The 22389-nt window shown below is 56.3% G+C and carries 28 protein-coding genes and 1 tRNA gene; 22 read left to right on the top strand and 7 right to left on the bottom strand.

Annotation, left to right across the window (positions count from 1 at the left end; translation table 11 throughout):
- Positions 1-147 precede the first annotated feature (147 nt).
- The 3 genes from AC1MEE_RS14660 to map all read left to right on the top strand — a co-directional run bounded on the left by AC1MEE_RS14660 (position 148) and on the right by map (position 1650).
- Entirely contained in the window at positions 148-477 is a 330-nt protein-coding gene (locus AC1MEE_RS14660) for a helix-turn-helix domain-containing protein (protein ID WP_480416006.1), read from the top strand.
- 130 nt (positions 478-607) lie between these two features.
- Positions 608-862, top strand: a complete 255-nt coding sequence (locus tag AC1MEE_RS14655; RefSeq protein ID WP_480416005.1) for a ParD-like family protein — start codon at positions 608-610, stop codon at positions 860-862.
- Positions 859-1650 (top strand): type I methionyl aminopeptidase, encoded by a 792-nt coding sequence (gene map, locus AC1MEE_RS14650; protein WP_480416004.1) that lies wholly within the window; start codon positions 859-861, stop codon positions 1648-1650. The genes AC1MEE_RS14655 and map overlap by 4 nt, the downstream gene beginning before the upstream one ends.
- Before the next feature lie 166 nt (positions 1651-1816).
- Here the strand turns inward: map and AC1MEE_RS14645 are convergent, their stop codons facing one another.
- The gene (locus tag AC1MEE_RS14645; RefSeq protein WP_480416231.1) at positions 1817-2044 is read right to left on the bottom strand and encodes a DUF6555 family protein; all 228 of its coding nucleotides are present in this window, start codon (positions 2042-2044) and stop codon (positions 1817-1819) included.
- 238 nt (positions 2045-2282) lie between these two features.
- Between AC1MEE_RS14645 and AC1MEE_RS14640 the strand changes: the two genes are divergently transcribed.
- The gene (locus AC1MEE_RS14640) at positions 2283-2471 is read left to right on the top strand and encodes a hypothetical protein (RefSeq protein ID WP_480416003.1); all 189 of its coding nucleotides are present in this window, start codon (positions 2283-2285) and stop codon (positions 2469-2471) included.
- Positions 2472-2545: 74 nt separating this feature from the next.
- On the opposite strand, the gene AC1MEE_RS14635 is transcribed toward AC1MEE_RS14640, so the two are convergent.
- The 3 genes from AC1MEE_RS14635 to AC1MEE_RS14625 form a co-directional block, all read right to left on the bottom strand.
- A complete protein-coding gene (locus tag AC1MEE_RS14635; protein WP_480416002.1) occupies positions 2546-3235 on the bottom strand; it encodes an endonuclease in 690 nt (229 codons plus the stop codon).
- Between the two features lie 4 nt (positions 3236-3239).
- The gene (locus AC1MEE_RS14630) at positions 3240-3515 is read right to left on the bottom strand and encodes a DUF1654 domain-containing protein (RefSeq protein WP_480416001.1); all 276 of its coding nucleotides are present in this window, start codon (positions 3513-3515) and stop codon (positions 3240-3242) included.
- 91 nt (positions 3516-3606) lie between these two features.
- Positions 3607-4695, bottom strand: a complete 1089-nt coding sequence (locus AC1MEE_RS14625; RefSeq protein ID WP_480416000.1) for an asparaginase — start codon at positions 4693-4695, stop codon at positions 3607-3609.
- Between the two features lie 437 nt (positions 4696-5132).
- Between AC1MEE_RS14625 and AC1MEE_RS14620 the strand changes: the two genes are divergently transcribed.
- The 7 genes from AC1MEE_RS14620 (at position 5133) to AC1MEE_RS14590 (ending at position 12130) form a co-directional block, all read left to right on the top strand.
- Complete coding sequence (locus AC1MEE_RS14620) at positions 5133-6092, top strand: substrate-binding domain-containing protein (RefSeq protein ID WP_480415999.1); 960 nt, start codon at positions 5133-5135, stop codon at positions 6090-6092.
- Positions 6093-6143: 51 nt separating this feature from the next.
- Entirely contained in the window at positions 6144-7697 is a 1554-nt protein-coding gene (locus AC1MEE_RS14615) for a sugar ABC transporter ATP-binding protein (protein ID WP_480415998.1), read from the top strand.
- The gene (locus tag AC1MEE_RS14610) at positions 7694-8701 is read left to right on the top strand and encodes an ABC transporter permease (RefSeq protein WP_480415997.1); all 1008 of its coding nucleotides are present in this window, start codon (positions 7694-7696) and stop codon (positions 8699-8701) included. The genes AC1MEE_RS14615 and AC1MEE_RS14610 overlap by 4 nt, the downstream gene beginning before the upstream one ends.
- A 1-nt stretch (position 8702) precedes the next feature.
- A complete protein-coding gene (locus AC1MEE_RS14605; protein ID WP_480415996.1) occupies positions 8703-9725 on the top strand; it encodes a LacI family DNA-binding transcriptional regulator in 1023 nt (340 codons plus the stop codon).
- Positions 9726-9763: 38 nt separating this feature from the next.
- Positions 9764-10684, top strand: a complete 921-nt coding sequence (rbsK, locus tag AC1MEE_RS14600; protein ID WP_480415995.1) for a ribokinase — start codon at positions 9764-9766, stop codon at positions 10682-10684.
- Positions 10681-11085, top strand: coding sequence for a D-ribose pyranase (gene rbsD, locus AC1MEE_RS14595; RefSeq protein ID WP_480415994.1), 405 nt, complete (start codon positions 10681-10683; stop codon positions 11083-11085). Before rbsK ends, rbsD begins: the two co-directional genes overlap by 4 nt.
- Before the next feature lie 61 nt (positions 11086-11146).
- Entirely contained in the window at positions 11147-12130 is a 984-nt protein-coding gene (locus AC1MEE_RS14590) for a nucleoside hydrolase (RefSeq protein WP_480415993.1), read from the top strand.
- A gap of 13 nt (positions 12131-12143) precedes the next feature.
- On the opposite strand, the gene AC1MEE_RS14585 is transcribed toward AC1MEE_RS14590, so the two are convergent.
- Complete coding sequence (locus AC1MEE_RS14585; protein ID WP_480415992.1) at positions 12144-12350, bottom strand: hypothetical protein; 207 nt, start codon at positions 12348-12350, stop codon at positions 12144-12146.
- Between the two features lie 169 nt (positions 12351-12519).
- Here AC1MEE_RS14585 and AC1MEE_RS14580 point away from each other — a divergent pair, with 169 nt between their 5' ends.
- Both AC1MEE_RS14580 and AC1MEE_RS14575 read left to right on the top strand, forming a co-directional pair.
- On the top strand, positions 12520-12825 hold the full coding sequence (locus AC1MEE_RS14580) for a hypothetical protein (protein WP_480415991.1): 306 nt from the start codon (positions 12520-12522) through the stop codon (positions 12823-12825).
- A 151-nt stretch (positions 12826-12976) separates the two neighbouring features.
- Positions 12977-13288: an I78 family peptidase inhibitor gene (locus AC1MEE_RS14575; protein WP_480415990.1), complete on the top strand. Its 312-nt coding sequence runs from the start codon at positions 12977-12979 to the stop codon at positions 13286-13288.
- Positions 13289-13360: 72 nt separating this feature from the next.
- Here the strand turns inward: AC1MEE_RS14575 and AC1MEE_RS14570 are convergent, their stop codons facing one another.
- Together AC1MEE_RS14570 and AC1MEE_RS14565 are read right to left on the bottom strand one after the other, a co-directional pair.
- A complete protein-coding gene (locus tag AC1MEE_RS14570; protein WP_007905882.1) occupies positions 13361-13573 on the bottom strand; it encodes a cold-shock protein in 213 nt (70 codons plus the stop codon).
- 282 nt (positions 13574-13855) lie between these two features.
- Positions 13856-14161, bottom strand: a complete 306-nt coding sequence (locus tag AC1MEE_RS14565) for a hypothetical protein (RefSeq protein WP_480415989.1) — start codon at positions 14159-14161, stop codon at positions 13856-13858.
- 365 nt (positions 14162-14526) lie between these two features.
- On the opposite strand from AC1MEE_RS14565, the gene thrS reads away from it, so the two are divergent.
- The 9 genes from thrS (at position 14527) to AC1MEE_RS14520 (ending at position 21991) form a co-directional block, all read left to right on the top strand.
- Positions 14527-16449, top strand: a complete 1923-nt coding sequence (gene thrS, locus AC1MEE_RS14560) for a threonine--tRNA ligase (protein WP_480415988.1) — start codon at positions 14527-14529, stop codon at positions 16447-16449.
- Entirely contained in the window at positions 16449-17000 is a 552-nt protein-coding gene (gene infC / locus AC1MEE_RS14555) for a translation initiation factor IF-3 (RefSeq protein WP_169843736.1), read from the top strand. Before thrS ends, infC begins: the two co-directional genes overlap by 1 nt.
- Positions 17001-17060: 60 nt before the next feature.
- Positions 17061-17255 (top strand): 50S ribosomal protein L35, encoded by a 195-nt coding sequence (gene rpmI, locus AC1MEE_RS14550; protein WP_008145659.1) that lies wholly within the window; start codon positions 17061-17063, stop codon positions 17253-17255.
- Between the two features lie 28 nt (positions 17256-17283).
- On the top strand, positions 17284-17640 hold the full coding sequence (rplT, locus tag AC1MEE_RS14545) for a 50S ribosomal protein L20 (RefSeq protein WP_007905879.1): 357 nt from the start codon (positions 17284-17286) through the stop codon (positions 17638-17640).
- A 109-nt stretch (positions 17641-17749) separates the two neighbouring features.
- A complete protein-coding gene (gene pheS, locus AC1MEE_RS14540; RefSeq protein ID WP_480415987.1) occupies positions 17750-18766 on the top strand; it encodes a phenylalanine--tRNA ligase subunit alpha in 1017 nt (338 codons plus the stop codon).
- A 35-nt stretch (positions 18767-18801) separates the two neighbouring features.
- Complete coding sequence (gene pheT / locus AC1MEE_RS14535) at positions 18802-21180, top strand: phenylalanine--tRNA ligase subunit beta (RefSeq protein ID WP_480415986.1); 2379 nt, start codon at positions 18802-18804, stop codon at positions 21178-21180.
- Positions 21181-21183: 3 nt separating this feature from the next.
- Positions 21184-21486, top strand: a complete 303-nt coding sequence (ihfA, locus tag AC1MEE_RS14530) for an integration host factor subunit alpha (RefSeq protein ID WP_002553164.1) — start codon at positions 21184-21186, stop codon at positions 21484-21486.
- Positions 21467-21823 carry a MerR family transcriptional regulator gene (locus AC1MEE_RS14525; protein ID WP_480415985.1) on the top strand — a complete coding sequence of 119 codons (357 nt, stop codon included), beginning with the start codon at positions 21467-21469 and terminating at the stop codon, positions 21821-21823. Before ihfA ends, AC1MEE_RS14525 begins: the two co-directional genes overlap by 20 nt.
- Positions 21824-21914: 91 nt before the next feature.
- A tRNA-Pro gene (locus AC1MEE_RS14520) sits at positions 21915-21991 on the top strand.
- The last annotated feature ends 398 nt before the right edge of the window (positions 21992-22389 follow it).

Below are 22389 nucleotides of genomic sequence, written 5' to 3'. Positions count from 1 at the left end.
CTCAGTTATGAAGAAGAATTCGCAGCTTTCGAGTCGGTTTGGTTGGCCAGAGGCTCTCCAGAAACGTGCCGACCACCCTGATTATTCAACGACGGAAGCAAAGTGAGCGTATGGTTATGAGTGACATTCCTCTTTAGGTGAATCCAAATGAATCATCTTGGTTCGCGGTTGAAAGAAGAGCGGAAGACCCTAGGGCTTTCTCAACAGGAATTTGCTGCCATTGGCGGTGTAGAGGCCAACGCGCAGGGTAAATACGAAAGCGGTGAGCGTACCCCGCGATCAGATTATCTGGCGGCACTGGGCTTCAAGGGGGTGGATGTGCTTTATCTTCTTTCCGGCCACCGCACACCGTTACGAATCGAAAGCCTCACTGACGCGGAAAGAACTGTCATCACTCATTACCGTGCTCTGACGGAAGTGGACCAGGAAGCGATCAGCCAGTTAGCACTCTCGTTGTCGGAATGCCTGACTGAATAACAGCATAACGGCGTGCTCTGTTTGCGGTCACCCTCGATTACCTCGCGATTCCTTTTCTCATCCCCCCCTCATTCTTGATCGCTGATATATGAAGCGTATATGCTTCGTATATCAATTGTGAGGTGAAATCGTGGGTCTGGTGAAAATTTCGGAACACATGCACGCCAATGCCCGGTCCGCCAGTGCAGCGCTGAGCCGCTCCATCAATGCTCAAGCCGAGCATTGGATGAAGGTTGGCATGCTGGCTGAGCTGCATCCGGCGCTGAATTACAGTGAAATCTGCCAATTGCTCATTCGTGCCGAGCATGCAGGTGGTACTGTTTTGACAGTGACTTCATTCGATATTTCACCCGCGACGGGTGATACGCAGGAGGCGTTGCAATGAGTGCGGGTGTCAGCATCAAGACTGAAGAGGATCTGGTCCAGCTGCGGATCGCCGGAAGGTTGGCCGCGGATGTGCTGGCCATGATCGGCAGCCATGTCAGCGCCGGGGTCAGCACCGAGGCTCTGGATGATATTTGTAACGCCTATATCGTTAATGAGTTGAAGGTCATTCCGGCGAACGTCGGCTACCACGGCTTCACCAAAACCACCTGTATTTCACCGAACACCGTGGTCTGTCACGGGATTCCGTCGTCATCGGACATTCTCAAGGACGGGGACATCGTCAATATTGATGTGGCCGTGATCAAAGATGGCTGGTTTGGTGATACCAGCAGGATGTATTTCGTGGGTGATGTCAGCCCTACCGCGAAGCGCCTGGTGCATACCACTTACGAGGCAACTCGTGCCGGTATTCATGCGGTTCGGCCCGGAGCGACCTTGGGCGATATCGGTCATGCCATTCAGACAGTGGCGCACAGGGAGGGCTTCAGTGTCGTGCGTGATTACTGCGGACACGGCATTGGCCGCAACTACCATGAAGAACCGCAGGTACTGCATTACGGTAGTCCACGGCAAGGGTTGAAGCTTCAGCCGGGCATGGTCTTCACCATTGAGCCGATGATCAATGCCGGCAAGCCTGGGACTAAAGTGTTGCCCGATGGCTGGACTGTGCTGACGCGCGATCAATCTCTTTCCGCGCAATGGGAGCACATGGTCGCGGTAACGTCGACCGGGTTTGAACTGCTGACGCCATGGCCTGACGGCACAGGCGAATACGCGCCCATCTGATCTGTCGTACGACGTCAGGCGCGGCGGCAGACTAATCAAGTCACAATTTCGGGGTGACGACGGTTCGACAGGGTCTGTAGTCTGCCGCACGTTCCCCTGATGCGATGCAGTCTTGACTGGCTCAAGGATGATCAAGGCGCGCATCGCGCAGGGAGAACACTATTATCTAGCTGGATTGTTTCCACTGAACTTTGGTGACGCCGAGTCCTTCGGCATGCTGAATTGCCAGTCGAACCGGGCCGGCGGCAACATGCCCGCTGATGCTGCCCACTCCAGCGTGCAGAGTCGCGAAGAGCAATGCATCGCTCTCACACAGATGCAGAGCCTGATGACAAAAGTGCCGATGCTCTCCCTTGAAGTGATAGTGGATCTCAAATGCTTTCAGATGACTCATCATTGCCCCTCCGCTCGCTGGATGTATTCCCGATGCCTTGGTTGGGACTTCTTGCCGCCAGAAGAATTGCACCGTTTTAAACTATTTTGGACACCTCTCCGATGAGTGGCCTTTTGCCTTCGACGTGCGGAAACGGGTGAGGTGCCTGGCGCTTTTGGCGTGACCGGAGCGTAAGTCAGACGGTGAAGCATGGCGTCTGGTGTTACAGTGCCGTCTCCATTCATACGAGGAAGTACGCATGTCACTGCTTGATGATGAACAAGACATTTGGGATATGTTTGCCGCCTCTGCTCTGACCGGGTTGATCAGTCGTGGCGCTATCGAGCCGCTTGATGCTGCCGAGCTGGCGGCCGATTACGCGTCTGAGTTGATGATCCAGCGTTCCTTGCGCATCCAGGCAGAAGAGGATGCGGCTGACGCGTCATAAGACGTTGTCTGGCCCAACAAAAAGCCCGTCACTTTTTCAAGTGCCGGGCTTTTTGTTTTTTGCGTCATCCAACGTTATGTACAGGTTTTCAAGTTCACGGCGCCGACGAAGTCATTGCCTCGACCCATCACGCACGCCACGCGTTGGTTGCGCTGACTCTCCCAGTTCTCGACCGGGTAAGTTTTGTTCCAGGCTTCATAGAGCTGACGATCCTGTTTCGACAAAGGCAGGCCGTATTGCTTGCTCATATAGAAATAGGTCCGGGCGATCATTCCTCGAATTGACGGACGCGGCATGACCTTCTTTGCCTTGAAGTCCACCTGGGTCAGGCAAGCGCCATATTGGCCCGTCTGAACCGGAAGCCAGCCAAAGCTGAAGTTATTCCGGTCACCATTCACCTCACCAATGCTTGGCACCAGATTATGCAGATCAGCTTCGGCGCGTTGGTAGATCGGGTCTTTTTTCGTGCAATTCTTTCGCCCGCCGTTTTGCCAACATTGGCGTAAATGGCCGATTTGCCAGGCAGGCACAATGTGCTCCCACTCAATGCGTTGGGCACGTTTGGCATTTTTACGCGGAACATAACCGCACGCGGAAAGATTGACCCGGTTGCCGCTGTATTTACAGCCGCAATAGAACTCCGTTGACTGTGGCGCATACAGGCCCCAGGCAACTTTTTTCGCTTCACTGAAGGTGCGGGGCGCATCGGCGTGTGCAGTGATCGAGAAGCTCAGGATCAGCAGGGCAATTATTCGAACAATCATGCCGTCAATCTTCCTTCGGCACGGTCCAGAATATTTGCACGCCACCGTCATCACGGTAGGCGAGGGTGACGTTGTCGTTCTCGGCTATTTCTTCGAGCAGTTGATTCCACTCATCTTCCAGCTCATCGGCCAAGCGAAGGATCAGTGCGGTCCTGGCCTTTTGCGCGGTAGGTGAATTGATTATTTTCTGAATTCGTACGCCGAGTCGTTCGTAGGAACTGGGGGCTGATGCTGCTGTAGTGTTTGCCACGGAGAAATCCTTGATTAGCTGTACGTGCATACAGTATTTCAAGGTGGGATTTTTCGCAACTGCCTGTTCGATTGCTGAGTTGCACCTACCCACCCGCTGGAGCGGGCAGGTGCTCGGACAATTAATATTCCCAGAAGATCCGCTGCAGCTCTTTGCTGTCGTTAGTCTTGGTCAGTGCGACCATCGTCAGAATGCGGGCTTTCTGTGGGTTCAGGTCATGGGCGACCACCCAATCGTATTTGTCGTCAGGTTGTTCTGCGTTGCGCAGTACGAAACCGCCGCCATTGACGTGGGATGAACGAATGATCTGCACGCCGTCCTTGTGCAAGGCCTGCAGGGTCGGTACGAGGTTGGACGATACCGAACCGTTGCCAGTGCCAGCGTGAATGATCGCCTTGGCGCCTGCCTGAGCCAGTGCTTTATAAGCAGTGTCCGAGACATTGCCATAGGAGTAGGCAATATCGACCTTAGGCAGGGTATTGATCTGCTTGATGTCGAACTCCGAATCCATGGTGTGACGCTTGGCGGGCAAGCGGAACCAGTAGGACTTGCCTTCGACCACCATACCTAGAGGGCCCCAGGGGCTTTTAAAGGCTTCGGTCTTGAGATTGACCATCTTGCTCACATCGCGGCCGGACTGGATTTCGTCGTTCATGGTGACCAGTACACCTTTACCACGAGACTCTTTGCTGCTCGCAACGGCAACGGCGTTGTACAGGTTCAGCATGCCATCGGCAGACATCGCTGTGCCTGGGCGCATGGAGCCTACGACGACGATGGGTTTGTCGGTTTTCTCTACCAGATCGAGGAAGTAGGCCGTTTCTTCCAGGGTGTCGGTACCGTGGGTGATCACGATGCCGTCCACGTCTTTGCTGTCGGCCAGTTCAGCGACGCGCTTGCCCAGTTGCAGCAGGTTTTCGTTAGTGATGCTTTCCGAGGCGATTTGCATGACTTGTTCGCCGCGGACGTTGGCCAGTGTGGCCAATTCCGGCACGCTGGCGATCAGCTGTTCAACGCCGACCTTGGCCGCCTTGTAAGTCGCGCTGTTGGCAGTGCTCGCGCCAGCACCTGCGATAGTGCCGCCCGTGGCGAGGATGACGACATTGGCGAGCTTTTGTTGTTGCTCGACTTCTTTGGCTGAAACGCCAGCAGGTAACAGAAGCAGTAGCGCAAGAGCGCAGGGTACGAAGGTGTGTAATGCAGTTTTCAATATTTTTATCTCTCTTGTTATGAGGGTGCTGATACACCTTGGAAAGACCAGTGACAGGCTCGCCTGCCCCTGGCCACGCTAAAGAAGTGCATGATCTATACCATTCAGAGTGCGTACTCTTTTTTTGCTTAAGTTATTGATTTGAAACTATTTAAGTTGAGAGTGAGAATTGCTGGTGTCCGGTTTTCCGAACATTGGGGGGATTTCCTGTTCGGGTATCCGAAAAATGCACAAGGGCGTTCCAGGGCGAGGGCCGTGGCTATTTGGCAACCTCTGGTATTTATTGATTCGAGACGGCTGTTCGCTGCCTCATTCCCTCGTATGATGACGCCAAGTCCAGTTGACAAATGTCATGGCCGTTCTCATAGTTCATTCACGCAAACGTTTGCGTCCGCCGCATTCTGTGCCAAAAATAATCATAAGATCGGAGTGAACTCATGAAGCTGCCATTCGCTGCTCGTCTTCTAGCTGTCGCTATGCTCACCGTTGCCTCTGCGGTCCTGCCGCTTTCTGCTGCGCACGCTCAAACCCCTGACAAACCCAAAGTCGCTCTGGTGATGAAGTCATTGGCCAATGAATTCTTCCTGACCATGGAAGATGGCGCCAAGGCCTACCAGAAAGACCACGCGGCTGACTTCGATCTGATCTCCAATGGCATCAAGGATGAATCGGACACCAGCGCCCAGATCCGTATCGTCGAGCAAATGATCGCCAGCAAGGTCAATGCACTGGTGATTGCCCCGGCCGATTCCAAAGCATTGGTACCGGTGATCAAGAAGGCCATGGATGCGGGTATCACGGTGATCAACATTGATAACCAGCTCGACGTCGATGTGCTGAAAAGCAAAAATATCAGCGTGCCGTTCGTAGGTCCGGACAACCGCAAAGGTTCGCGTCTGGTGGGTGAGTACCTGGCCAAACAACTGAAGGCGGGCGATGAGGTCGGCATCATTGAAGGTGTCTCGACCACCACCAATGCTCAGCAACGCACAGCGGGCTTCAAAGATGCCATGGACGCTGCGCAGATGAAGATCGTCTCCACGCAGTCCGGTAACTGGGAGATCGACAAAGGCAACGCCGTAGCGTCAGCCATGCTCAACGAATACCCGAACCTCAAGGCATTGCTGGCCGGCAACGACAGCATGGCGTTGGGCGCCGTGTCGGCAGTCCGCGCTGCGGGTAAAGCCGGCAAGGTGAAAGTGGTTGGCTACGACAACATCAACGCCATCAAGCCAATGCTGCAGGACGGTCGTGTACTGGCCACCGCAGACCAGTTCGCCGCCAAACAGGCAGTGTTCGGTATCCAGGCCGCGCTGAAAATGATCAAGGGTGAGAAAATCGATGGCGCCACCAACGGTGTGATCGAAACCCCGGTTGAACTGGTCATCAAGAAGTAGTTTTTCGGCATAACAGCGCCCGCTCATAGCGGCGGGCGCCTGGAGATTTCTATGTCAGCGTCTGCTCAGGCGGCTGTTCTATCTGTCAGCGGCATCGGTAAAACCTACGCCCAGCCTGTTCTCGGCAACATCGATCTGACGCTGCTGCGGGGCGAAGTACTGGCCCTGACCGGCGAAAATGGCGCCGGTAAAAGCACACTGTCGAAAATCATCGGCGGCCTGGTGTCGCCGACTACCGGACAGATGCAATTTCAGGGGCAGGCCTACGAGCCCGCCAGCAGAACCCAGGCGGAACAGCTCGGCATTCGCATGGTCATGCAGGAGTTGAACCTGCTGCCCACGCTGTCGGTGGCGGAAAACCTGTTCCTGGATAATCTGCCGAGTCGCGCAGGCTGGATCAATCGCAAGCAACTGCGCGCCGATGCTATTAAGGCCATGGCTCAGGTCGGTCTGGATGCCATCGACCCGGACACGCTGGTCAGCGAGCTGGGGATCGGCCATCAACAGATGGTCGAGATCGCCCGCAACCTGATAGGCGACTGCCATGTACTGATTCTCGACGAGCCGACCGCGATGTTGACGTCGCGCGAAGTCGAGATGCTGTTTGAACAGATCACTCGTCTGCAGGCACGGGGCGTCTCGATCATTTACATCTCCCATCGGCTGGAAGAGCTGGCGCGGGTCGCGCAGCGCATTGCGGTGCTGCGCGACGGCCAGTTGGTGTGCGTCGAGCCGATGGCCAATTACAGCAGCCAACAATTAGTCACGTTGATGGTCGGGCGTGAATTGGGCGAGCAGATCGACCTTGGTCCGCGTCAGATTGGCGACGTTGCCCTGTCGGTCAAAGGGCTGGGGCGTGCGGATAAGGTCTGTGATGTGTCGTTCGAAGTACGCAGTGGCGAGATTTTCGGTATTTCCGGATTGATCGGCGCCGGGCGCACCGAGCTTTTGCGCCTGATCTATGGTGCCGACATGGCCGATACGGGCAGCATCGAGATTGGCCATCCGCTGCGACCGGTGACCATTCGCTCGCCAGTCGATGCCGTCAATCAAGGCATTGCGTTGATTACCGAGGATCGCAAGGGCGAAGGTTTGCTGCTGACGCAATCGATCAGCGCCAATATCGCGCTGGGCAATATGCAGGTGATCTCCAAAGGCGGTGTGGTCAATAGTCGCGACGAAATGCGCCTGGCTCAGCGTCAGGTCGATGCCATGCGGATTCGCAGCTCAAGCCCGACTCAGTTGGTGTCCGAGTTGTCCGGTGGCAATCAGCAAAAAGTCGTGATCGGCCGTTGGCTGGAGCGTGACTGCACGGTGATGCTGTTCGACGAGCCGACCCGAGGCATCGATGTCGGTGCCAAATTCGATATTTACGCACTGCTGGGTGAATTGACGCGCCAGGGCAGGGCGCTGGTGGTGGTGTCCAGTGATCTGCGTGAACTGATGCTGATCTGTGATCGCATCGGCGTGCTGTCTGCCGGGCGTTTGATCGACACCTTCGAGCGCGAAACCTGGACTCAGGATGAATTGCTTGCCGCCGCGTTTGCCGGCTATCAAAAACGTGATGCGCTGCTGACCGAAGCCGCGCCCAGGAACGACTCATGAAAACCTCCATCACCACGACTAACACCAGCAAGGCCCTGCCTTCGGCGGGTAAGCGCAGCGGCAATTATTACGGTCTCGGCACTTACCTCGGGCTGGCTGGCGCGTTACTCGCCATGATTGTGCTGTTCTCCGCGCTCAGTGATCATTTTCTGTCTTACGAGACGTTCAGCACGCTGGCCAACCAGATTCCGGATTTGATGGTGCTGGCGGTGGGCATGACCTTCGTGCTGATCATCGGCGGCATCGACTTGTCGGTCGGTTCGGTTCTGGCGCTGGCAGCGTCGACCGTCAGCGTGGCGATCCTCGGCTGGGGTTGGGGCGTTATGCCGGCAGCGTTACTCGGGATGTTCTGCGCGGCTGTCGCGGGCACCATTACGGGGTCGATCACGGTGGCCTGGCGCATCCCATCGTTCATCGTCTCCCTCGGCGTCCTGGAAATGGCCCGAGGTGTTGCGTATCAGATGACGGGATCGCGAACCGCTTATATCGGTGACGCCTTCGCCTGGTTATCGAACCCGATCGCTTTTGGAATTTCGCCATCGTTCATCATTGCGCTGCTGATCATATTCGTCGCCCAGGCGGTGCTGACCCGTACCGTATTCGGCCGTTATCTGATCGGTATCGGCACCAATGAAGAAGCGGTTCGTTTGGCCGGTATCAATCCCAAACCCTACAAGATTCTGGTGTTTTCACTGATGGGGTTGTTGGCCGGGGTCGCTGCGCTGTTTCAGATTTCGCGTCTGGAAGCGGCAGACCCTAACGCTGGCTCCGGTCTGGAATTGCAGGTGATTGCCGCAGTGGTCATCGGTGGTACCAGCCTGATGGGCGGCCGTGGTTCGGTGATCAGCACGTTCTTCGGCGTGTTGATTATCTCGGTGCTTGCGGCCGGCTTGGCGCAGATCGGAGCGACCGAGCCGACCAAACGCATCATCACGGGCGCGGTGATCGTCGTCGCGGTGGTGCTCGATACTTACCGCAGCAACCGCGCGCGTCGGCAGGCTTGATATGTCCACAATCAAGGATGTAGCCGCGCTGGCAGGTATCTCCTACACGACGGTGTCCCATGTGCTGAACAAGACGCGTCCGGTCAGCGATGAAGTCCGCTTGAAGGTTGAAGCAGCAATCGTTGCGCTTGATTACGTGCCCAGCGCCGTCGCCCGATCACTGAAGGCCAGGGCGACCTTGACTATCGGTCTGCTGATTCCTAACGGCATCAACCCGTATTTTGCCGAACTGGCGCGGGGCATCGAAGACTGTTGCGAGCGCAATGGGTTTTGCGTGATTTTGTGCAACTCCGACGATAACCCGGAAAAACAGCGCAGTTACCTGCGTGTGCTGTTGGAGAAGCGCGTCGATGGCCTGATCGTCTCCTCAGTGGGCGGCGACGCCTGTCTGGCCGAGGGACTGGCTGCCGTGCGCACGCCGATGGTGATCGTCGACCGCGATCTGGAAGGCATTGTCGCCGATCTGGTGCGCATCGATCATGAGCTGGGGGCGTACCTGGCGACCTGTCATTTGTTGGAGCTGGGTCATCGCCATATCGCCTGCATCTGTGGGCCGGCGCAAACCAGTGTGGCGCAAATGCGCCTGGCAGGTTATCGCCGCGCCATGCGTGAGGCGCAAGTGCCGGTGCCGGAGGAGTGGGTGGTGGAAAGCGATTTCACCAGCCCCGGGGGATATCAGGCGGCGGTCGGGCTTCTGGAGCGGAACCGGCCCACGGCGATATTTGCCGGCAACGACATGATTGGCATCGGCGTGCTGCGTGCCGCCGCCGAGCGCAACATCCGTGTGCCCAGCGATTTGTCGGTCATTGGCTTTGACGATATCCAGATGAGTCGCTACGTGTATCCGGCACTGACCACTGTCGGTCAGTCGATCCTGCAATTGGGTGAAATGGCCGCCGAGATGCTGTTGCGGCGCATCGCTGCGCCGGCCGCCATGGCTGTCGAGCAGCGGATAGTGACGCCCAGTATTGTCCTGCGCGAGTCCACGGCGCCGCCGACCAGTGTTTTCAACGCCTTTCGCTGAAACAGATAACGCTGAAACAGATTAAAGAGTGCTGACGCATGCAAGCAAAAGTAGTGGTAGTGGGCAGCTTGAATATGGACCTGGTCACCCGTGCCGAGCGCCTGCCTCGCGCTGGGGAAACCCTGGCGGGCGAGTCGTTCACCACCGTGCCGGGAGGCAAGGGCGCCAATCAGGCCGTGGCCGCCGCACGTCTGGGCGCGAGGGTCGCGATGGTTGGCTGCGTGGGTGATGACGCCTACGGCGAGCAATTGCGTGCGGCCTTGGTGGCCGAGCAAGTCGATTGCCAGGCCGTGACGTCGGTTGCCGGTGTCTCCAGTGGCGTCGCGCTGATCGTGGTCGATGCCAGCAGTCAGAACGCGATTGTCATTGTTGCCGGGGGTAACGGTCGGCTGATGCCCGACGTCGTTGCAACCTTTGATGCGAAGCTGGCTGAAGCCGATGTGATCATCTGTCAGCTTGAAGTGCCGATGGAAACCGTCGCTTACACCCTCAAACGCGGTCGTGAACTGGGCAGGACTGTCATCCTCAACCCAGCGCCGGCCAGTGCGCCGTTGCCAGCCGCCTGGTATCCGATGATCGATTATCTGATTCCCAACGAAAGCGAAGCGGCCATGCTGAGCGGCCTGCCCGTAGATTCGCTGGTGTCAGCCGAAGCGGCAGCGACGAAGTTGCTAGAGGCGGGCGCCGCGAAAGTCATCATTACCTTGGGCGCCCTGGGCTCGCTGTTCGCTGACGGCCAGCGCTTAGAGCATTTTCCGGCGCCGCGGGTTCAACCAGTGGACACCACTGCTGCGGGCGACACTTTTGTCGGTGGCTTCGCTGCTGCGTTGGCGCAGGGCAAGAGTGAGACTGAGGCGATCAGGTTTGGTCAGATTGCAGCCGCGCTGTCGGTCACTCGTGCAGGAGCCCAGCCCTCTATTCCGAGCCTTAACGACGTACAGGATTTCCATCAGCCATGAAAAAGACACCGCTACTCAATATTGCCCTGTCGCGAGTGATTGCCTCGCTGGGGCATGGCGATATCGTGATGATCGTCGATGCCGGGATGCCCGTGCCGCCCGGCGTCGAGCTGATCGATCTGGCGTTGACGCAAGGTATGCCCGACTTTGCCAGCGTACTGCGGGTCGTCCTCACGGAAATGCAAGTCGAGAGCCATGTGCTGGCTGAAGAAATGTTGCTCAAACAGCCGCCGGCGTTGGTGATCGTCGAAGGTTTGAACTTGCAAGGCGAGTTGGGCCAGCAGCGTCTTGTCAGTCATGACGAACTGAAAGGCCTGAGTCGTAAGGCTCGGGCCATTGTGCGGACGGGCGAATATCAGCCTTACACCAATATTGCTCTGATCGCTGGCGTTACTTTCTAGGAGCCTGCGTTTCGCAGAGCCACGCTATACCTCCTACCTGCAACAACTACTACGAAGGGTGATGTTTGTGTCCTTACTCAGCGCTACTGCCGTTCAGGCCACCGAAAAGCGCGACCTGATCATCGACACCGATCCGGGAGCCGACGACGTTGTGGCGTTACTGCTGGCCCTTGCATCACCTGAAGAGTTGAACGTGCTGGCGATCACCACTGTGGCTGGCAATGTGCGTCTGGACAAAACTTCACGCAATGCCCGACTGGCACGCGAGTGGGCCGGGCGTGAAGAAGTACCGGTCTACGCCGGGGCGCCAAAACCTTTAGTGCGCGCGCCGATCTATGCCGAGAACGTGCACGGTCAGGAAGGTTTGCCGGGTGTTGCCGTGCACGAGCCGAAGGTGGGGCTGGCCAAGGGCAATGCGGTGGATTACCTGATTGAAACCTTGAGTAAAGCCGCGTCGCACAGCATTACCCTGGCGTTGCTCGGGCCGCAGACCAACCTGGCGCTGGCGTTGGTGCAGGCGCCGGAAATCACTCAGGGCATCAACGAAGTGGTGGTCATGGGCGGTGCGCACTTCAACGGCGGCAATATGACCCCGGTGGCCGAGTTCAACATTTTTGCAGATCCTCATGCTGCGCAAATCGTGCTCGCCAGCGGCGTCAAGCTGACCTACGTCCCGCTGGATGTAACCCATAAAATCCTCACCAGCGAGCAACGGCTCAAGCAGATCGCGGCCTTGAACAATCAGGCGGGCAAGCTGGTCGGCGACATTCTTAATGAGTACGTCAAAGCAGACATGGTGCATTACGGATTGCCAGGCGGGCCGGTGCATGACGCCAGTGTGATCGCTTACCTGCTCAAGCCTGAGCTGTTTAGCGGCAAGCAGATCAATATGGCCATCGATACTCGCGAAGGCATTACATTCGGTCAGACCCTTGCCGATTGGTACGACACGCTCAAGCAAGACAAGAACGTGTTCTGGATCGAAAACGGCGATGCTCAAGGCTTCTTCGCTCTGCTGACTGCGCGTTTGGGTCGCTTGAAGTAGGCGCTTTCAGACCTCACTCGCGACTATTGGCGCCTTGATGGTCGGTCGGGTATTTTTCGAGAATCTGGCTGATGAATGCCTGAGCGCCTGTCGTGCCCAGTTCCTTGACTAGCAGGTCTATCCCAATGATCGCCAGTTCTTCCGGGCTACCCGGGCTGTAAGAGCATTGTCCCTGAGACCATTTGGCCTTGATGTCAGCATCGATGGATACGATTGCCATTTATGTCTCGTCTTGTCCGAAGAAAAAGCCAAAGTGTACGTGTAGCCGCCGTCGAGCGGTTGCGCCAAGGCGGGCCAGTAAACCATTTTGACCATCATTTGGCACTGCGACTTAGGAATGAAGTGACGCTCATGTCAAACTTGCCGGCAATTTTTCCGAGGGCACCGATGTGCAAATCGATCTGAACAACCCCGTTAGCTTCACGCTTGATGCTGTGCGCCAACTGATTGCCTCGGCCAATGATGATGTCCATAACCAGCTGCGCGTGACCAAAGCCGGTGTCGCCTATATTTCTTCGGGGGCCGTGGGTGGGGTTGCCGTAGACGGGCTGCTATTTCGCCTGGAGACTTGGTCGGCAGGCTCTGGCTGCGTTGGGCCGGTGGCGGCCAGTGATGGGGTGTGGGTCATGCAGATATTCAATGCGCTCAAGGATAACTGGGCTAACCCGCGCTTTGATTATGTGGATGTGTATTGAAAACGTTTTGACACGATTTGGCTGCGCGTCTTTTGGTCGACTGGGGCAGACTCCCGCTGCTCTGGCAGGTGTTGGGCAGCGGTTGCAACGAAAGCGTCGAACAGCTGTCGCACAAGTACTGGCTAACGTTTATTTGGAAAGGAGGTTGTATATGCCCTGGAAGTTTGCATCGTTGGGTTTCGTCATCGCGGCAGTCGTGCTGGCTGGGTGCAGCAGTAAGTCTGAGCCCCCTCAAGCCCCGGCGGCCGAAACAGGGCATAGCAGCTGCAATGCAGCCGCAGCGGAATTTGTCGTGGGCAAAAAGGCATCGGCAGAGCTGGTGGAGCAGGCTCGGGTCAAGGCGGGTGCACGGGATGTAAGGTTACTTAAACCCACTGATATGGTGACCCTTGAGTACCGTTCGGATCGCTTGAATCTGAATGCAGATGACAGCTCAACCATCACTCGCGTCAACTGTGGCTGAAGGCATTGACGCTTTTCTCTTGTCCATAAAAAACCCCGTCACATGGACGGGGTTTTTTTAGTTCGGGGAGAATTACTCCGCGCGAACCTGAGCAGCTTGCATGCCCTTCTGGCCTTTCTCAGCCACGAAGGAAACGGTCTGGCCTTCTTTCAGGCTTTTGAAACCGTCGCTTTCGATAGCTTTGAAGTGTACGAACAGGTCGTCACCGCCACCCTGAGGAGTGATAAAGCCGAAGCCTTTTTCATCGTTGAACCATTTTACGGTGCCGGTTTGGCGATTAGACATGGTGTATCTCCAAGAACATAATTTTTTCAGTAGTACTGTGCTGCTCAGGCCAACTGGGCACACCGAGCTATCATAGTCGAAATGTTTGGATGTAGAACGCTTTCGCAAGACTGTTTACGAAAGCAATACGCTCCGGTCGTCCGTTAAAGTGCCTGAAAGCCCCGATTTATATGGCTTTCAGCCAATTTCCGTCGCCCTTAAAAAAATCCATTTTTGCTGGATAAATTGTGGGAAAAGGCTGGAAATTGGCTGGTTTTTTAGAAATTTGCTCGGGTGTCGAATCTATTTTCTGGGGCACGCCGCATCGACGGCCTTCAGTAATTTCGCCCGTGCCGCACTGCCTTCAGGGGTCTGGCTGTCGAGTACCTTCATTTCTGCCGGCTTGAGTGTTCTCTCGGCAGTATCTGCGCCGCAGTTGCAATGAGCCTGGGCAGCGGCCTTGCCGAGATCCTTGCTGGCCATGGCAGTGCAATCGCTCGTGAATTTAGTGCGTCCTCCACCGGGCCAAGCGACCTGGGCGGCTTGTGCACCCAAAGGCAGCAGCAGTGCAAAGGGGGCGACGAGAGTGAGTAAGCGATAAAGACGCATGCTTGAATACTCCTTGGATGAGGGGGCTGTATCACAACGTCCACTCTGCATCTGAGGGGCTTTTGACGCGTCTAGTTCACTGGCGCTATTCATTTCCCTCATTGCCGCTGATTTAGCTCAAGTCGAGGCATCGTTGTCGAACATCTGTGCTAGCATGCGCGCCTGAATATCTGCGAGTGATCGAGCGATTCTCGTTCAGTCGTGCCAAAAGCTGTTTTTTGTTTCACTCCAGTCACTCTGGTTCGGTTAAACGGTTGGCCCTAGGGCTCCTGCCACTGTGAGGCAGGCATACCACCGGATCTTGTACTGGCTCATCCCAACCCACGTGACCTTTGGTAGGGGTCACCACTAGGAGAGGAGGCGCCATGCCCACCATTACTCTTCCCGACGGCAGTCAGCGTTCATTCGATCACCCGGTTTCCGTAGCCGATGTTGCACTATCCATTGGTGCAGGTCTGGCGAAAGCCACCGTGGCCGGCAAGGTCAACGGTCAGTTGGTCGACGCCAGCGACCTCATCGAAGGCGATGTCAGCCTGCAGATCATCACGCCCAAGGATCAAGAGGGGCTGGAGATCATTCGCCACTCTTGCGCTCACTTGGTCGGTCATGCCGTCAAGCAGTTGTATCCGACTGCAAAAATGGTTATCGGACCCGTGATCGACGATGGCTTCTATTACGATATCGCGTACGAGCGTCCGTTCACGCCTGACGACATGTCAGCGATCGAACAGCGCATGCAGCAGTTGATCGAAAAAGATTACGACGTCATCAAGAAGGTCACCCCGCGTGCTGAAGTGATCGACGTGTTCACTGCGCGTCAAGAAGATTACAAGCTGCGCCTGGTCGAAGACATGCCCGATCAACAGACCATGGGCCTGTACTACCACGAAGAATACGTCGACATGTGCCGCGGTCCGCACGTGCCGAATACACGCTTTCTCAAGTCGTTCAAGCTGACCAAGCTGTCTGGCGCTTACTGGCGCGGTGATGCCAAGAACGAGCAGCTGCAGCGGATCTACGGCACGGCCTGGGCAGACAAAAAGCAACTGGCGGCCTACATCCAGCGAATCGAAGAAGCCGAGAAGCGCGATCACCGCAAGATCGGCAAGCGTCTGGGCCTGTTCCACACCCAGGAAGAAGCGCCGGGCATGGTCTTCTGGCACCCGAACGGCTGGACGCTGTATCAGGTGCTTGAGCAGTACATGCGCAAGGTTCAGCGTGAAAACGGTTATCTGGAGATCAAAACTCCACAAGTGGTCGATCGTTCCCTGTGGGAAAAGTCCGGTCACTGGGCCAACTACGCCGAAAACATGTTCACCACCCAGTCCGAGAACCGCGACTACGCCATCAAGCCGATGAACTGCCCGTGCCACGTGCAGGTGTTCAATCAGGGCCTGAAAAGCTACCGCGAGTTGCCGATGCGTCTGGCGGAATTCGGTGCTTGCCACCGTAATGAGCCATCGGGTGCTTTGCACGGGATCATGCGCGTGCGTGGCTTCACCCAGGACGATGCGCACATTTTCTGCACTGAAGAGCAGATGCAGGCTGAATCCGCCGCGTTCATCAAGTTGACGCTGGATGTGTACGCAGACTTCGGCTTCAAGGACATCGAGCTGAAGCTGTCGACTCGTCCCGAGAAGCGTGTAGGTTCCGACGATTTGTGGGATCGCGCAGAAAGCGCATTGGCGGCCGCACTCGACAGCGCCGGATTGCCGTATGATCTGCAGCCGGGCGAGGGTGCCTTCTACGGTCCCAAGATCGAATTTTCGTTGAAAGATTGTCTGGGGCGAGTATGGCAATGCGGTACATTGCAGCTCGATTTCAACCTGCCAATCCGCTTGGGCGCCGAGTACGTCTCGGAAGATAACAGCCGCAAGCACCCGGTCATGCTGCACCGTGCAATTCTCGGTTCCTTCGAGCGTTTCATCGGTATTTTGATCGAGCATTACGAAGGCGCTTTCCCGGCCTGGCTGGCACCCACTCAGGCAGTGATCCTCAATATCACTGATAAACAGGCAGATTTTGCCCTTGACGTGGAAAAAACTCTGTCTGAAAGCGGGTTTCGTGCCAAGTCTGACTTGAGAAATGAAAAGATCGGCTTTAAAATCCGCGAGCATACTTTGCTCAAGGTTCCTTATCTCTTGGTTATTGGAGATCGGGAAGTCGAAATGCAAACTGTCGCTGTGCGGACACGTGAAGGTGCAGACTTGGGCTCGATGCCGGTCGCACAATTCGCTGAATTTCTCGCTCAAGCGGTTTCCCGGCGTGGTCGCCATGATTCGGAGTAATTATTATTAAGCGTGAAATGAGACAAGATAAACGAGCTGCACCGAAGGCCCCGATCAACGAGAATATCTCGGCACGCGAGGTTCGGTTAATTGGCGCTGACGGCGAGCAGATTGGCATCGTCTCGATTGATGAAGCGCTTCGTATTGCTGAGGAAGCCAAGCTCGATCTGGTAGAGATTTCTGCCGACGCAGTACCACCGGTCTGTCGTGTGATGGACTACGGTAAATCGATCTTCGAGAAGAAGAAGCAGATTGCTGCGGCGAAGAAGAACCAGAAGCAGATTCAGGTTAAAGAAATCAAGTTTCGTCCAGGGACGGAGGAAGGGGATTACCAGGTAAAACTGCGCAACCTGGTACGTTTCCTGAGTGATGGGGACAGGGCCAAGGTATCGTTAAGATTCCGCGGTCGTGAGATGGCCCACCAGGAGCTGGGGATGGAACTGTTGAAGCGGGTTGAAGGTGACCTGCTCGAATACGGTTCGGTCGAACAGCATCCTAAGATGGAAGGACGCCAGCTGATTATGGTCATCGCCCCGAAAAAGAAGAAGTAATCACCAGGGCACGGCAGGCCTTGTGGTTATGTTTATCAACTGAATGCGGAGTATCCGAACATGCCAAAGATGAAGACTAAAAGTGGTGCTGCTAAGCGGTTTCTGAAAACTGCTAACGGTATTAAGCACAAGCACGCTTTCAAGAGCCACATCCTGACCAAAATGTCGACCAAGCGTAAGCGTCAACTACGCGGGAGCAGCTTGCTGGCTCCGTGTGACGTGGCAAAAGTCGAGCGCATGCTGCGCCTTCGTTAATTTTGATCAAGACTAGAGGAAGTAACTCATGGCTCGTGTAAAGCGTGGCGTCATTGCCCGTAAGCGTCACAAAAAAATTCTGAAACTTGCTAAAGGCTACTACGGCGCGCGTTCACGCGTATTCCGTGTTGCTAAACAAGCGGTAATCAAGGCAGGCCAATACGCCTACCGTGACCGTCGTCAGAAAAAACGTCAGTTCCGCGCTCTGTGGATCGCTCGTATCAACGCTGGTGCTCGTATCAACGGTCTGTCCTACAGCCGTTTCATCGCCGGCCTGAAAAAAGCGTCCATCGAGATCGACCGTAAGGTTCTGGCTGATCTGGCAGTGAACGAAAAAGCGGCGTTTGCTGCGATTGTCGAGAAAGCTAAAGCCACCTTGGCTTAAGTACCCCCGACAGTCACCCGGCCTCACCTCTGTGGGGCCAGGTGTTAAACGTCATAAATAGGGGAAGAGCCTTTAAGCTCTTCCCCTATTTTGTATCTGGAGTCTGTACATGGAAAACCTGGATGCGCTGGTCTCTCAAGCACTAGAGGCTGTGCAAAGCGCTGAAGATATCAATGCCCTGGAGCAAATCCGGGTTCACTACCTTGGCAAGAAGGGCGAACTGACTCAGGTGATGAAGACCCTGGGGAGTTTGCCGGCTGAAGAGCGCCCGCAGGTCGGTGCGCTGATCAACGTCGCCAAGGAGCGTGTCACAGAGGTTCTCAATGCGCGCAAGGCGTTGTTTGAAGAGGCGGATCTTGCCGCCAAACTTTCCGCCGAGTCCATTGACGTGACCCTGCCTGGCCGTGGCCAGACCTCGGGTGGTCTGCATCCGGTTACCCGTACTCTGGAACGTATCGAACAGTTCTTCACCCACATTGGCTACGGCATCGCCGAAGGCCCTGAGGTCGAAGACGATTACCACAACTTTGAAGCGCTCAACATCCCAGGTCATCACCCGGCCCGTGCGATGCATGACACCTTCTATTTCAATGCGAACATGTTGTTGCGCACCCATACCTCGCCGGTACAGGTCCGCACCATGGAATCGAAACAGCCGCCGATCCGCATCGTCTGCCCAGGCCGTGTGTATCGTTGCGACTCGGATATCACCCATTCCCCGATGTTCCACCAGGTCGAAGGCCTGTTGGTCGACCGCGATATCAACTTCGCCGACCTGAAAGGAACCATCGAGGAATTCCTGCGCGTGTTCTTCGAAAAAGAACTGGCAGTGCGTTTCCGTCCTTCGTTCTTCCCGTTCACCGAGCCATCCGCTGAAGTCGACATGGAATGCGTGATGTGCAGCGGTAAAGGCTGCCGAGTCTGCAAGCAGACTGGCTGGCTGGAAGTCATGGGCTGCGGCATGGTTCACCCGAATGTGCTGCGTATGTCCGGGATCGACCCGGAAGAGTTCTCGGGCTTTGCCTTCGGCATGGGCGTTGAGCGTCTGGCCATGCTGCGTTACGGCGTGAATGACTTGCGCCTGTTCTTCGACAACGACTTGCGGTTCCTTGCGCAATTTCGCTAGGTCGCACGCCCGTAACGAATCTTTAGGAGAGCAGGATGAAATTCAGTGAACAATGGCTGCGCGGCTGGGTAAGCCCGCAGGTAAGTCGCGACGAGCTGGTTGCTCGTCTGTCGATGGCCGGTCTTGAGGTCGATAGCGTTACCCTGGCCGCCGGTGAATTCAGTGGCGTGGTCGTCGGCGAAGTGCTGAGCACCGAGCAGCACCCGGACGCTGACAAGCTGCGCGTTTGCCAGGTCAGCAATGGCTCGGAGACCTTCCAGGTAGTTTGCGGAGCGCCAAACGTACGCCCGGGCCTGAAGATTCCGTTCGCCATGATCGGTGCCGAACTGCCAGGCGACTTCAAAATCAAGAAAGCCAAACTGCGTGGCGTTGAGTCCAACGGCATGCTGTGCTCGCAAGCCGAGCTGCAAATCGGTGAAGGCAACGATGGCTTGATGGAATTGCCGGCCGATGCGCCGGTGGGTCAGGACATTCGTGAGTACCTGAGCCTGGACGACGCCAGCATCGAGGTCGACCTGACCCCGAACCGCGGCGACTGCCTGTCCCTGGCTGGCCTGGCCCGTGAAGTCGGCGCGCTGTACGCCGTCGAAGTGACGCGTCCAGTCGTTGCTGCCGTGCCAGCCGTGCACGATGAAGTGCGTTCGGTTGAAGTGCTGGTGCCGGCCGCTTGCCCGCGTTACCTGGGTCGCGTGATCCGTAACGTCGACCTGTCCAGGCCTACGCCGCTGTGGATGGTAGAACGTCTGCGTCGTGCCGACGTGCGCAGCATCGACGCTGCGGTCGACATCACTAACTACGTGATGCTGGAACTGGGGCAGCCGCTGCACGCGTTCGATCTCGCCGAAATCAATGGTGGCATCCGGGTACGGATGGCGGAAGAGGGCGAGAAGCTGGTGCTGCTCGACGGTCAGGAAGTCAGCCTGCGTAGCGATACGCTGGTGATTGCCGACCACTCCCGTGCCCTGGCCATTGCTGGCGTAATGGGTGGCGAGCACAGTGGTGTTTCCGCGACCACCCGTGATGTGTTCCTGGAAAGCGCGTTTTTCGACCAGATTGTGGTCGCTGGCAAGGCTCGTTCCTACGGCCTGCACACTGATGCCTCGCACCGCTACGAGCGTGGCGTGGACTGGCAACTGGCCCGTGAAGCCATGGAGCGCGCCACTGGCCTGCTGCTGGAAATCACTGGCGGCGAAGCCGGCCCGATCATCGAAACCGTCAGCGAGCAGCACCTGCCGAAGATTGCGCCGGTCACCCTGCGTGCCCAACGCATCACTCAGATGCTGGGTATGGAAATGGATTCGGCCGAAGTCGAGCGTCTGCTCAGCACTTTGGGTCTGACAATTTCTGCCGATGGGGCAGGGCAGTGGCGTGTAGAAGTGCCAAGCCATCGCTTCGATATCAGTCTGGAAGTCGATCTGATCGAAGAGCTGGCCCGTCTGTACGGTTACAACCGTCTGCCGGTTCGCTACCCGCAAGCCCGCCTGGCACCGCAAGCCAAGGCTGAAGCCCGTAGCGATCTGCCTGAACTGCGCCGTCTGCTGGTGGCCCGGGGTTACCAGGAAGCGATCACCTACAGCTTCATCGATCCGAAACAATTCGAGCTGTTTAGTCCAGGTGTGGAACCGCTGCTGCTGGCCAACCCGATTTCGAACGACATGGCCGCCATGCGTTCGTCCCTGTGGCCAGGTCTGGTCAAGGCGCTTCAGCACAACCTGAACCGTCAACAGGATCGCGTCCGTCTGTTCGAAAGCGGCCTGCGTTTCGTCGGTCAGCTGGAAGGCCTGAAGCAAGAGCCGATGCTCGCTGGTGTGGTGTGCGGTAGCCGTCTGCCGGAAGGCTGGGCACAAGGTCGCGATGTCGTGGACTTCTTCGACGTCAAGGCCGACGTGGAAGCGGTGCTGGGCTTTGCCGGTGCACTGGATTCGTTCACGTTCGTGCCGGGCAAACACCCTGCGTTGCACCCGGGCCAAACCGCGCGCATCGAGCGTGAAGGTCGCCTGGTTGGTTACGTCGGTGCCATCCACCCTGAATTGTCGAAAACCCTCGGTCTCGACCGTCCGGTCTTCGTCTTCGAGCTGGTTTTGGCCGAAGTGGCGTTGGGCAAAATGCCTAAATTCCACGAGTTATCGCGCTTTCCTGAAGTGCGTCGTGACCTTGCGCTGCTGGCCGACAAAGACGTTGCAGCCACCGCCGTACTGGATGTTATTCGTGAAAATGCAGGCGAATGGCTCACAGACCTCAGGCTATTTGACGTGTATCAGGGTAAAGGTATTGATCCACATAGAAAAAGCCTTGCAGTCGGCTTGACCTGGCAGCATCCATCGCGCACTCTTAATGACGATGAGGTGAATGCGACGACGCATAAAATCCTCACCTCGCTCGAGGAAAGGTTAAACGCCACGTTAAGGAAGTAGCGTATGGGGGCTCTGACGAAAGCTGAGATGGCCGAACGGCTGTATGAAGAGCTGGGCCTGAATAAACGAGAAGCCAAGGAACTGGTAGAGCTTTTCTTTGAGGAAATCAGGCACGCTCTGGAAGATAACGAGCAGGTCAAATTGTCCGGTTTTGGCAATTTCGATCTGCGCGATAAACGCCAGCGGCCTGGTCGAAATCCAAAGACGGGAGAAGAAATCCCGATTACGGCTCGCCGTGTGGTCACCTTTCGTCCAGGGCAGAAGTTGAAGGCCCGAGTTGAGGCTTATGCTGGAACCAAGTCATAACGACGAGCTACCGCCCATTCCAGGCAAACGCTACTTCACCATTGGTGAAGTCAGCGAGCTCTGCGCGGTGAAACCGCACGTTTTGCGTTATTGGGAGCAGGAGTTCCCTCAACTCAATCCGGTCAAGCGACGCGGGAATCGCCGGTATTATCAGCGCCAGGACGTGCTGATGATCCGACAGATCCGCGCGTTGCTCTACGATCAGGGGTTCACCATTGGCGGTGCGCGTTTGCGTATGTCCAGTGATGAGGCCAAGGACGACACAACGCAATACAAACAAATGATCCGCCAGATGATTTCAGAGCTGGAGGATGTATTGGTGGTACTGCGCAAGTGAATCGGCCGGTTCAGATACTTCCATAATTCAAACGCTTAGGGTATATTCCTAATCGCTTTTCGCAGGTTGCGAGAACAGATTCACGCCTAGTCGGGGCGTAGCGCAGTCCGGTAGCGCACTAGCATGGGGTGCTAGGGGTCGAGTGTTCGAATCACTCCGTCCCGACCATATTTTTCAATGACTTAGCCCAGATCGGAAACGACTGGGCTTTTTCATTTGTAGGTTTCGGCTGTTCCGGTTGCCAATTGGTTGCCAATTAAGATTGGTTTCGCGGTTTGAGCAATTTATGGCGAATGAGCGAAAAGGGGGTAAAACCCAAAACGGCCGGTAACGATCTGGCTCGCATCGGCGCCGTGCTTTTGATTGCACGTCCGCTTGAGTGGGGGGTGAAGTGGATCTGCGAGCTTGATGGCCGAGGACGATCTGCACCATGCCACAGGCCGGGACTTGAACTTGGTCGTGTGGGGCGGACGCGACAGTGGGTGCGATCTGCAGGACTTGAACTGCGACCAAGGGATTATGAGTCGCTGACTGATACACCGAGGTCAGTAAAATCTAGGCTAGGC

Source organism: Pseudomonas sp. ASL3 (assembly GCF_056680425.1).
Note: the sequence above shows the minus strand (reverse complement) of the source record. Positions and strands in the feature narration are given on the sequence as shown.

Coding starts and splice junctions, on each gene's coding strand:
- AC1MEE_RS14660 (WP_480416006.1), top strand. CDS start 148: ATGAATCATCTTGGTTCGCGGTTGAAAGAAGAGCGGAAGACCCTAGGG.
- map (WP_480416004.1), top strand. CDS start 859: ATGAGTGCGGGTGTCAGCATCAAGACTGAAGAGGATCTGGTCCAGCTG.
- AC1MEE_RS14645 (WP_480416231.1), bottom strand. CDS start 2,044: ATGAGTCATCTGAAAGCATTTGAGATCCACTATCACTTCAAGGGAGAG.
- AC1MEE_RS14640 (WP_480416003.1), top strand. CDS start 2,283: ATGTCACTGCTTGATGATGAACAAGACATTTGGGATATGTTTGCCGCC.
- AC1MEE_RS14635 (WP_480416002.1), bottom strand. CDS start 3,235: ATGATTGTTCGAATAATTGCCCTGCTGATCCTGAGCTTCTCGATCACT.
- AC1MEE_RS14630 (WP_480416001.1), bottom strand. CDS start 3,515: ATGCACGTACAGCTAATCAAGGATTTCTCCGTGGCAAACACTACAGCA.
- AC1MEE_RS14620 (WP_480415999.1), top strand. CDS start 5,133: ATGAAGCTGCCATTCGCTGCTCGTCTTCTAGCTGTCGCTATGCTCACC.
- AC1MEE_RS14615 (WP_480415998.1), top strand. CDS start 6,144: ATGTCAGCGTCTGCTCAGGCGGCTGTTCTATCTGTCAGCGGCATCGGT.
- AC1MEE_RS14610 (WP_480415997.1), top strand. CDS start 7,694: ATGAAAACCTCCATCACCACGACTAACACCAGCAAGGCCCTGCCTTCG.
- AC1MEE_RS14605 (WP_480415996.1), top strand. CDS start 8,703: ATGTCCACAATCAAGGATGTAGCCGCGCTGGCAGGTATCTCCTACACG.
- rbsK (WP_480415995.1), top strand. CDS start 9,764: ATGCAAGCAAAAGTAGTGGTAGTGGGCAGCTTGAATATGGACCTGGTC.
- rbsD (WP_480415994.1), top strand. CDS start 10,681: ATGAAAAAGACACCGCTACTCAATATTGCCCTGTCGCGAGTGATTGCC.
- AC1MEE_RS14590 (WP_480415993.1), top strand. CDS start 11,147: ATGTTTGTGTCCTTACTCAGCGCTACTGCCGTTCAGGCCACCGAAAAG.
- AC1MEE_RS14585 (WP_480415992.1), bottom strand. CDS start 12,350: ATGGCAATCGTATCCATCGATGCTGACATCAAGGCCAAATGGTCTCAG.
- AC1MEE_RS14575 (WP_480415990.1), top strand. CDS start 12,977: ATGCCCTGGAAGTTTGCATCGTTGGGTTTCGTCATCGCGGCAGTCGTG.
- AC1MEE_RS14570 (WP_007905882.1), bottom strand. CDS start 13,573: ATGTCTAATCGCCAAACCGGCACCGTAAAATGGTTCAACGATGAAAAA.
- AC1MEE_RS14565 (WP_480415989.1), bottom strand. CDS start 14,161: ATGCGTCTTTATCGCTTACTCACTCTCGTCGCCCCCTTTGCACTGCTG.
- thrS (WP_480415988.1), top strand. CDS start 14,527: ATGCCCACCATTACTCTTCCCGACGGCAGTCAGCGTTCATTCGATCAC.
- rpmI (WP_008145659.1), top strand. CDS start 17,061: ATGCCAAAGATGAAGACTAAAAGTGGTGCTGCTAAGCGGTTTCTGAAA.
- rplT (WP_007905879.1), top strand. CDS start 17,284: ATGGCTCGTGTAAAGCGTGGCGTCATTGCCCGTAAGCGTCACAAAAAA.
- pheS (WP_480415987.1), top strand. CDS start 17,750: ATGGAAAACCTGGATGCGCTGGTCTCTCAAGCACTAGAGGCTGTGCAA.
- pheT (WP_480415986.1), top strand. CDS start 18,802: ATGAAATTCAGTGAACAATGGCTGCGCGGCTGGGTAAGCCCGCAGGTA.
- ihfA (WP_002553164.1), top strand. CDS start 21,184: ATGGGGGCTCTGACGAAAGCTGAGATGGCCGAACGGCTGTATGAAGAG.
- AC1MEE_RS14525 (WP_480415985.1), top strand. CDS start 21,467: ATGCTGGAACCAAGTCATAACGACGAGCTACCGCCCATTCCAGGCAAA.